The sequence below is a fragment of the Aneurinibacillus aneurinilyticus ATCC 12856 genome, from assembly GCF_000466385.1.
Classification (GTDB): Bacteria; Bacillota; Bacilli; order Aneurinibacillales; family Aneurinibacillaceae; genus Aneurinibacillus; species Aneurinibacillus aneurinilyticus.
Window position 1 is genome coordinate 7,170 of record NZ_KE952756.1, and the last position, 7,873, is coordinate 15,042.

Here is a 7,873-nt window from a genome sequence, read left to right on the forward strand (position 1 = left end):
CGACGCCCGTTTGGGGCACGGTGTGGTGACGATTTACTCTGGATTATACTGGATAATCAACCTCCTTAATTTTTCACAAAAAAAATTTAACGAAAACACTAAAGTAAAAAATCATCTGTCCGATAATAGTAGTGTAAGGAATAGAACTTAAAACCTACGGCGTACGACGGGGGATAAGTAGATGTTCCTTGCAGGTAATGCTTGAAGTGATATGAAGTTATTCTTTCGTTTAAAAGGCTATCTGGCTTTTTAATAACCAAGTGAACACGGACGTTCACGAAACAATCAAGGAGGAGTATATTATGATTATCAATCACAATCTATTGGCACAAAACTCTCATCGTCAATTAGGCATCAACACTGCTAACCAAGCAAAATCTACTGAAAAACTGTCTTCTGGTCTTCGTATCAACCGTGCAGGAGATGACGCAGCGGGTCTGGCAATTTCCGAAAAAATGCGCGGTCAAATTCGCGGCTTGGATCAAGCTAGCCGTAACTCACAAGACGGTATTTCTATGATTCAAACAGCAGAAGGTGCGTTGAACGAAACGCACAGCATTTTACAACGTATGCGTGAACTTGCTGTACAATCTTCCAATGACACAAATACTGAGAGTGATCGTAAAGAGCTTCAAAAAGAAGTAAATCAGTTAGCTTCTGAGATTGACCGTATTGCTAATACAACCGAATTCAATACTCAAAAGCTTTTGGACGGTTCAAAGGTTGGACTTTCTGCTGCTGAAAAAGGTAGTGTCAAAGTTCAAAATAATAGCAAGGCAGATGTTAAAGTAACTCTTACAAACGCAGATGCCATTAATAAATCAGGTACAATTACGATCACTCGTGTTAACGATGAAAATGATAAAACACAATTTGTAGTAAGTGATCCTGCAAATACAGGATTTACACTCGACAAAGACGATCAGACTGCTGCAGGAATTCTCGGAACTGGTGATACTGTTACAATTGCGGGTCTGACTGATATGGGAGTAGGCGAGAGTGTAACAATTAGCTTCGAAGCTGCAAAAGTTGCCCAAACAGATGCTTCGAAATCAATTTCTATGCAAATTGGTGCAAATAGTGGACAAAACCTCTTAGTAGGTATTGATGACATGAGAGCAACAGCTCTTGGCGTTCGTGACAGTTCAGGTAATGCAATCGACATTACTAGTGCAGGTAAAGCGAGCACTGCTATTACTACAATTGATAAAGCAATTGAAAAAGTTTCTGCTGAACGCTCTAAGTTGGGAGCATTCCAAAACCGTCTTGAACATACTATTAATAACTTGAATACTTCTTCTGAAAACCTGACTGCTGCTGAATCTCGTATTCGTGATACTGATATGGCGAAAACAGTTATGGAAAATACGAAGAATGGTATCCTTGCTCAAGCTGCTCAAGCTATGCTTGCACAAGCGAACCAAAATCCGCAACAAGTACTGCAACTTCTCCGCTAATTTCAGTGGAAAATATAAGAGAGGCTCTGGCTCTGCTGGAGCCTCTTTTTATTAGCTGTCATATGAAAGAGAGGGCTATCCGACATGGAACAGCAAATACATATCATGAAACGAACATTAGAACTCTCCGATACAATGGGAGAAGCATTGAACCATATTAAGACCCAGATTAATGAAGGGCACATAGAGAATACAATCCAGTTAGCCAATGATACAATGACAGCTTTCGTCTCTATCATACAAAGCATGAAGGCGTTTCTGGAAGAGCTACCAGCTAACCAGATAGAAATATATACGGATACATTAGTTAGGAGCTTTGATGCTCTTATTACCGCATATGAACAACAGCAAACCGGTAAAATACTAGAAATTCTCCAATTCAATGTATTGCCAGCATATAAAAATTGGAGAATGGAGCTGCGAAAACAGCTAGGTCCGTATATCATTTCTTGAACTATATACATCTCACTGGTAGGAGGTAAGAAAAGAAGGACACAAACACGTCCGCCTTTTTTCTGCTGGGGCGCAGGGCGTATCCACCCTCTTCTTTCTCCATCCCTCCTACTTCCAACCACGCTACCCTGTCAAAATATTAAGTGTAACTTATATAAAAGACCGTTCAGACTATCTGTACGGTCTTTTAGCTTGTTTATTCGATTTTTTAAAAAATATAGCTGATTCTTTTTAAGGTAGTGTTCATATTTATTTCTTCCAATTCCTAATAAATTGCGCTGTTTTTCCGATATCAAATATAGAAGGTTACTACGTGAAGGCGGGGAGGAGTAAATGTGAGTGAGGTTTTGTTTCCGGGAGCCAATCAGGCACCATCTATTCATACAACGAATCCTGTGAGTTCCGGTTCGGTGCAGGGAGGAGCTTCAGATGAAAGGACAGGGCACAAGGGGACCTTCGCTACTATAAACGGATTAAACGGTCAGGAATCCGGTGCCATAGAAAATCCACAACACGATGACGAAACAGAGCGGGCCAAAATCGAAGAAACAGCCAATGAAATTTTTAATACTTTGCATACAGGGCTTGCATTTAAGTTTTTTGAGAAAAGCAACGAATGGTACGCGGTTATTGAAAATAAGATTACCCAGGAAGTCATCAAAGAAATTCCACCAAAAGAAATTATGGAAATGCGTGCTAAATTAAAAGATATGGTCGGATTTTTCCTTGATCAAAAAATATAGAATAGAAAGGAAGAAAGTATATGTACGGTTCAAATCTTACCCGTCTGTCCGGGATTGCCTCAGGGATGGATACAGATTCATTAGTTAAAAAGTTAATGGATGCAGAGCGAATTCCATTCAACAAAATGAAGCAAAATCGGGAAAAACTTGCCTGGCAGAGCGATGCCTACCGCAAGTGGAATTCGGAAATTTTTTCATTCCGAAATAAAACATTATTGGATATGAAAATGTCCAGTAAGTACGGAACATTTAGCACAACATCCTCTAAGACGGATATTATATCTGCTAGCGCAACTGCAGATGCTATACCAGGAACGTATAAACTGAAAGTGAACCAGTTGGCTGAAGGTGCTTCACTTAGTGGGAAAGTGAAGAGTGGAGAACTTGTAAACGAGGATCAAACAATCACAGTCAATGTGAATGGAAAAATAGGAACGATTGATATTAAGAAGACGGACACTATGCAGGATATCGTCGCCAAGTTTAACAAGGCACAGGATAGTGAAGGGAAATCACTAGGAATTCAGGCCATGTACGATTCCACGCTTAACCAGTTTGTTGTGCGGACACGCAATACCGGCTCCAGCCAGGAATTGTCCATATCATCCTCTGACAATTCTTCATCCAATTTGTTAACACAATTGGGCTTTTCTACAAGTCAGGTTAGTACGTATACAGGAGATGCTAATACAAAGCTGAATACAAAGCTGGTGGCGGATGGAGGAACGCCCGTTACTTTATCGCTAAAGCTAGAAAAGGGAGCAACGTCAGAAACAAAGACGGTTACATTGAATCCTGGAGAAACAGTTTCTGATCTGATTTCCAAGCTGAAAACAGAAGGAATAAATGCTTCTTATGATGAGAAGACGCAAAAATTCACGTTGTTTTCTTCTGATTCAGACGTGACAGCAGTTTCTTTGAAAGCCGATGATACAGGTATTGATACAGCGCTTGGGTTGGACCAGCCTCTTGCAGTTTCTTCCGAATATAAAGCCGTGGGCAAAGATGCGAAAGTGAATTTTAACGGTCAAGATGTTGTTCTTGGGACAAATACAGCTAAATTTTTTGGTGTGAATTATACATTGAAGGCAGTAGATACAGAAGGGGTTACTGTTACGGTATCCCGCGATTTGGATGCAGAGATTAAGAATATTAAGGAGTTCGTTGATAAATACAATGAAATTCTTGATAAATTGAATAAGGCCATTAATGAGCCTGTGTATAAGAAATTCCAGCCTTTAACGGATGAAGAACGGAAAGCGTTGACCGAAAAGCAGGCGGAACAGTGGGATGAAAAGGCAAAAAGTGGATTGCTGCGACGTGATAATATTTTATCAAGTTTAGTAAACAACATGCGCTTAAGCATGACGTCCACTGTGAATAATGGCAGCGAATATAATTCCTTGGCAGCGATAGGTATTAAATCGGAGAATTATAAAGACAAGGGAAAGTTGACAATAGATGAAACAAAATTAAGAAAAGCACTGGAAGAAGATCCGGAGGCTGTACAAAACCTGTTCATCCAGGGAAGTGACATTACGGAAGAAGATATCAAAAAAGATCCGAAAAAACGAAATCAGCAAGGGTTAATTCATCGTTTGAGCGGAAGCTTTGGCGATGCGTTCGCCGAGTTGACAAAAAAGGCAGGAGTCACGGGAAATGCACAGGACGATCAGAGTATTGTAGGGAAACTGCTGCAGAGTATGGATAAACGAATCAGCAGTATGGAAGCTCGCCTTATCGATCGGGAGAATCGGTACTACCGGCAGTTTACTGCGATGGAAAAAGCGATGAGTAAGTATAATTCCCAAAGTTCCTGGCTGATGCAGCAATTTGGAGGAGGCGCTTCATAATGACAAGCTTGGCTGCCCAACAATATAGACAAAACAGTGTACTTACGGCTACGCCTGGAGAATTGACGCTACAACTATATAATGGACTGGTCAAATTCATTAAATTGGCTATCGTTCATATGGAAAAAGGAGAAATCCAGGCAACGAATGACAACCTGATTAAAAGTCAGGATATCCTTCAGGAATTGTTGTGTACGCTTAACACAAATTACCCTATTGCCAAGGATATGGCAGCTTTGTATGAGTATATGATGGAACGTTTAATTCAAGCTAATGTTAAAAAAGACCTCTCTATTCTTGAGGAAGTGCTGGAATACGCTGAACAATTCCGAGCTACTTGGATGCAGGCGTTGAAAGCAATGAAATAAGGCGACTATCCATATGAATGATCATGTTGATAAAAAGCAATTGTTGCTGTCGATGAAGGAAGAAACGAGCGCCCAGTTACACGCCGTGCATGCTGAGAATGTAGACGAATTCCTCCATCGAGTGGAAAAGTGTGAGCGTATTACTAAGCTTATCGATCAATTGGATAGTATGGGTAATAAATCCGAACCTGCGGAAGAAAAGGAAATTAAGCATATCATTAAAGATATTCTTGAATTACGGGAGCAAATTACGCCTTTACTTGAGCCATTGCGGGAAAAGCTAAGACAAAGATCTGTGATAGAAAGAAAACAAACGATAATTCATCAGGGGTATGGAGAAGAAGACACATATCATCCTAGTATCTTTTTCGATAAGAAAAACTAAATGAACTCCTTCTGCTCATAATGGGCAGAGGGAGTTTATTATTTATCTATAGCCGTATTAAGGAGAATGCTATTTAGTGATGCAAAATCCACAAATGGAGCAAGAACTTCAGCAGTTGGGATATCGTATCAATGGTGTTACTTTTACGTTGAGGCAAACTCTTACAAAGTATTTTCTAATAACCTATTAAGTTTTTGCTCAGGCAACCGATATTTAGAGTAGTAAAGAGAGTTGGTTATATGAACGGGGAGGAATCGCGATGGATCAAGCCCTGACTCCGCAGAATGTGGAGCTAAGCGATATTTATGATAAGCCGGAGGTCATCACATCGTTATTGTATAAAAAATTATTGGAGAAGCTGGACACATCCGTTCGTTTGCTGACCGAACACCGCTATTTTGAAGCAAATCGTGCACTGCAGCATTGCAACGATATCCTAACTCGATTGGGTTTCGGAATTAAATACGAAGCGGGCGTTTTGGCGGACCAGCTTGAAACATTATACAGATACATGTTTGACCGTATTCATGAGGCGAACATGAAGAAAAACAGCGCAATTATCCAGGAAGTGCGTGTCATTGTAAAAGAACTTGACGACGCGTGGACAACAGCTATGCAGAAAGCAAAGGATGCCAGAGGGGCTTTCCCTTTGTCTACAGACCAGTCAGAAGTGGCGATGGCTTTGCCACAGCGCAATATTCCACGATTTAATCCTTATCAACAGAGGGAAATTGAGCAGGAAGTATACGAATATCAACAGCATAAGCAAGAAGTTCATTTGAAAAAATAAACCTTTACTATATTTGGAGGAGTGAAAGTTATGCGGATTAACCACAACATTCAAGCATTAAACGCTTATTCGAAATTAAGTAAAAATCAGATTGCTACAGGAAAAGCACTGGAAAAGCTTTCTTCTGGATTACGTATCAACCGTGCAGCGGATGACGCAGCGGGCCTTGCCATCTCCGAGAAGATGCGCGGCCAGATTCGCGGATTGCAGCAGGCCGAGAAGAATGCGATGGACGGTGTTTCACTGATTCAGACAGCGGAAGGTGCGCTCAGTGAAGTGCATGATATGTTATCTCGTATGCGCGAACTTGCTGTACAGGCTGCCAACGGTACATTAACTGAAACAGATCGTACTGTCATTCAGGATGAAATCAACCAGCTTCGTCAACAGATTGATCGTGTGGGGAATGATACACAGTTCAATACGAAAAAGCTGTTGAATGGCAGTCTTTCGGAAAATGCAAGAAATCGTTCTTTATATGGAGATATACTTTATTCTGAAGGCGGCGGTGGCTTACGCGACATCAAAATTGATGCTGCAAGCAGTTTGCCAGCTGGAAATTATAAGATGAATGTCGTAACAGACAGCAAGGTATTAAATATGGAAGGTATTGATGATACTTACTATACAGGCCTGGAAAACTTTCTGTTGTCTCCAGATACGGATTTGGCAGCAGGAGAGTATAAAATGTATTTAGAAGCTAAAGTTACCGCTGATACGAAAACTCTGGATATATCCAAATCCAAGCTTGAGGATGGTAATTATGTTATTGTTGGAGACAAGGAAAATGGGGTCATTTATCGTGCGGGCAAGGACGGAAAGCCAGTAGGCAGCCCTTTAGGAAAGGCTACAGATTTATTAGGTATAGATGCATCCGAAATTACAAATGATACAAAATTCACCCAATCAACTACTTATACACTTACTGTAAAAAATGGAGATGAGGTAGTAGGCAAGGCCGAAAACATTTCCTTCAATAACGAAGAGCCAATCAATATTTACAAGGTAAAAAAAGATGCTAATGGTAATTATGTTGAAAATAAAGACGCTGGAAACATAGGTTTGACAGTGGATTTTACAAATACCGGAGCGAAATATGTAAAGCGTGGCGGTGCGCTGGAGGGCGAGCCATACCATTCTTTTAAAATTGACAAATTACAACGGCCAAGCGTTATTTTGAAAGATGAGAATGACAAGGTAATTGCCCATCAATTTGTGGACAATGATCGGAAATTTATTGAATTTGGCAACACAGGAATTACCTTTGGAACCGGTGTTGTAAAAGCCGGAGAAACGGCTACGAATATTGTAGTACGTGAAACGCTTGAAAATGCATCCCTTACTTTCCAGGTTGGCACAAATGCAGGCGAAGTTATCGCTCTTGGCATTAGTGACATCCGCACAAAAGCGCTTGGTATCGACAAATTCAAGCTCACGGATGAAACATCCGCATCCAATGCGATTGCCATCATTGACGGCGCTATCGATAAAGTATCGCAGGTTCGTTCCAAGCTTGGTGCGTACCAGAACCGAATGGAGCATACTGTTAATAACATCACGCAATCCACAGAGAACCTGACAGCTGCAGAATCTCGTATCCGCGACGCTGACATGGCGAAAGAAATGACAGAGTTCACAAAGCTCAACATTATCAACCAATCTGCTACTGCGATGCTGGCACAGGCTAATCAGCTTCCGCAGGGCGTGCTGCAGCTTCTTAAAGGCTAAATAACACGTAAACAAAGCCTCGAACATTCGATTATCGGATGCTCGGGGCTTTTCTTATATTGCACCACGCCTGTTGATTATCCATAAGGTGGAAGA

The 7,873-nt window shown here is 40.9% G+C and carries 8 protein-coding genes; all 8 read left to right on the forward strand.

What is annotated here, in order from left to right; genetic code table 11:
* The first annotated feature begins 302 nt into the window (after positions 1-302).
* The 8 genes from flgL to HMPREF0083_RS09160 all read left to right on the forward strand — a co-directional run bounded on the left by flgL (position 303) and on the right by HMPREF0083_RS09160 (position 7,777).
* Positions 303-1,457, forward strand: coding sequence for a flagellar hook-associated protein FlgL (gene flgL / locus HMPREF0083_RS09125; protein WP_040302202.1), 1,155 nt, complete (start codon positions 303-305; stop codon positions 1,455-1,457).
* Between the two features lie 84 nt (positions 1,458-1,541).
* Positions 1,542-1,910 (forward strand): DUF8042 domain-containing protein, encoded by a 369-nt coding sequence (locus tag HMPREF0083_RS09130; RefSeq protein WP_021620963.1) that lies wholly within the window; start codon positions 1,542-1,544, stop codon positions 1,908-1,910.
* 335 nt (positions 1,911-2,245) lie between these two features.
* On the forward strand, positions 2,246-2,653 hold the full coding sequence (locus tag HMPREF0083_RS09135) for a flagellar protein FlaG (protein WP_021620964.1): 408 nt from the start codon (positions 2,246-2,248) through the stop codon (positions 2,651-2,653).
* Positions 2,654-2,673: 20 nt separating this feature from the next.
* Positions 2,674-4,506, forward strand: a complete 1,833-nt coding sequence (fliD, locus tag HMPREF0083_RS09140; protein WP_021620965.1) for a flagellar filament capping protein FliD — start codon at positions 2,674-2,676, stop codon at positions 4,504-4,506.
* Positions 4,506-4,874 carry a flagellar export chaperone FliS gene (gene fliS / locus HMPREF0083_RS09145; protein WP_021620966.1) on the forward strand — a complete coding sequence of 123 codons (369 nt, stop codon included), beginning with the start codon at positions 4,506-4,508 and terminating at the stop codon, positions 4,872-4,874. The genes fliD and fliS overlap by 1 nt, the downstream gene beginning before the upstream one ends.
* Positions 4,875-4,887: 13 nt before the next feature.
* Positions 4,888-5,259 (forward strand): flagellar protein FliT, encoded by a 372-nt coding sequence (locus tag HMPREF0083_RS09150; RefSeq protein ID WP_021620967.1) that lies wholly within the window; start codon positions 4,888-4,890, stop codon positions 5,257-5,259.
* Between the two features lie 259 nt (positions 5,260-5,518).
* Positions 5,519-6,049: a flagellar export chaperone FliS gene (locus HMPREF0083_RS26325; protein ID WP_021620968.1), complete on the forward strand. Its 531-nt coding sequence runs from the start codon at positions 5,519-5,521 to the stop codon at positions 6,047-6,049.
* A gap of 30 nt (positions 6,050-6,079) precedes the next feature.
* Positions 6,080-7,777 (forward strand): flagellin N-terminal helical domain-containing protein, encoded by a 1,698-nt coding sequence (locus HMPREF0083_RS09160; RefSeq protein WP_021620969.1) that lies wholly within the window; start codon positions 6,080-6,082, stop codon positions 7,775-7,777.
* Positions 7,778-7,873: the final 96 nt, after the last annotated feature.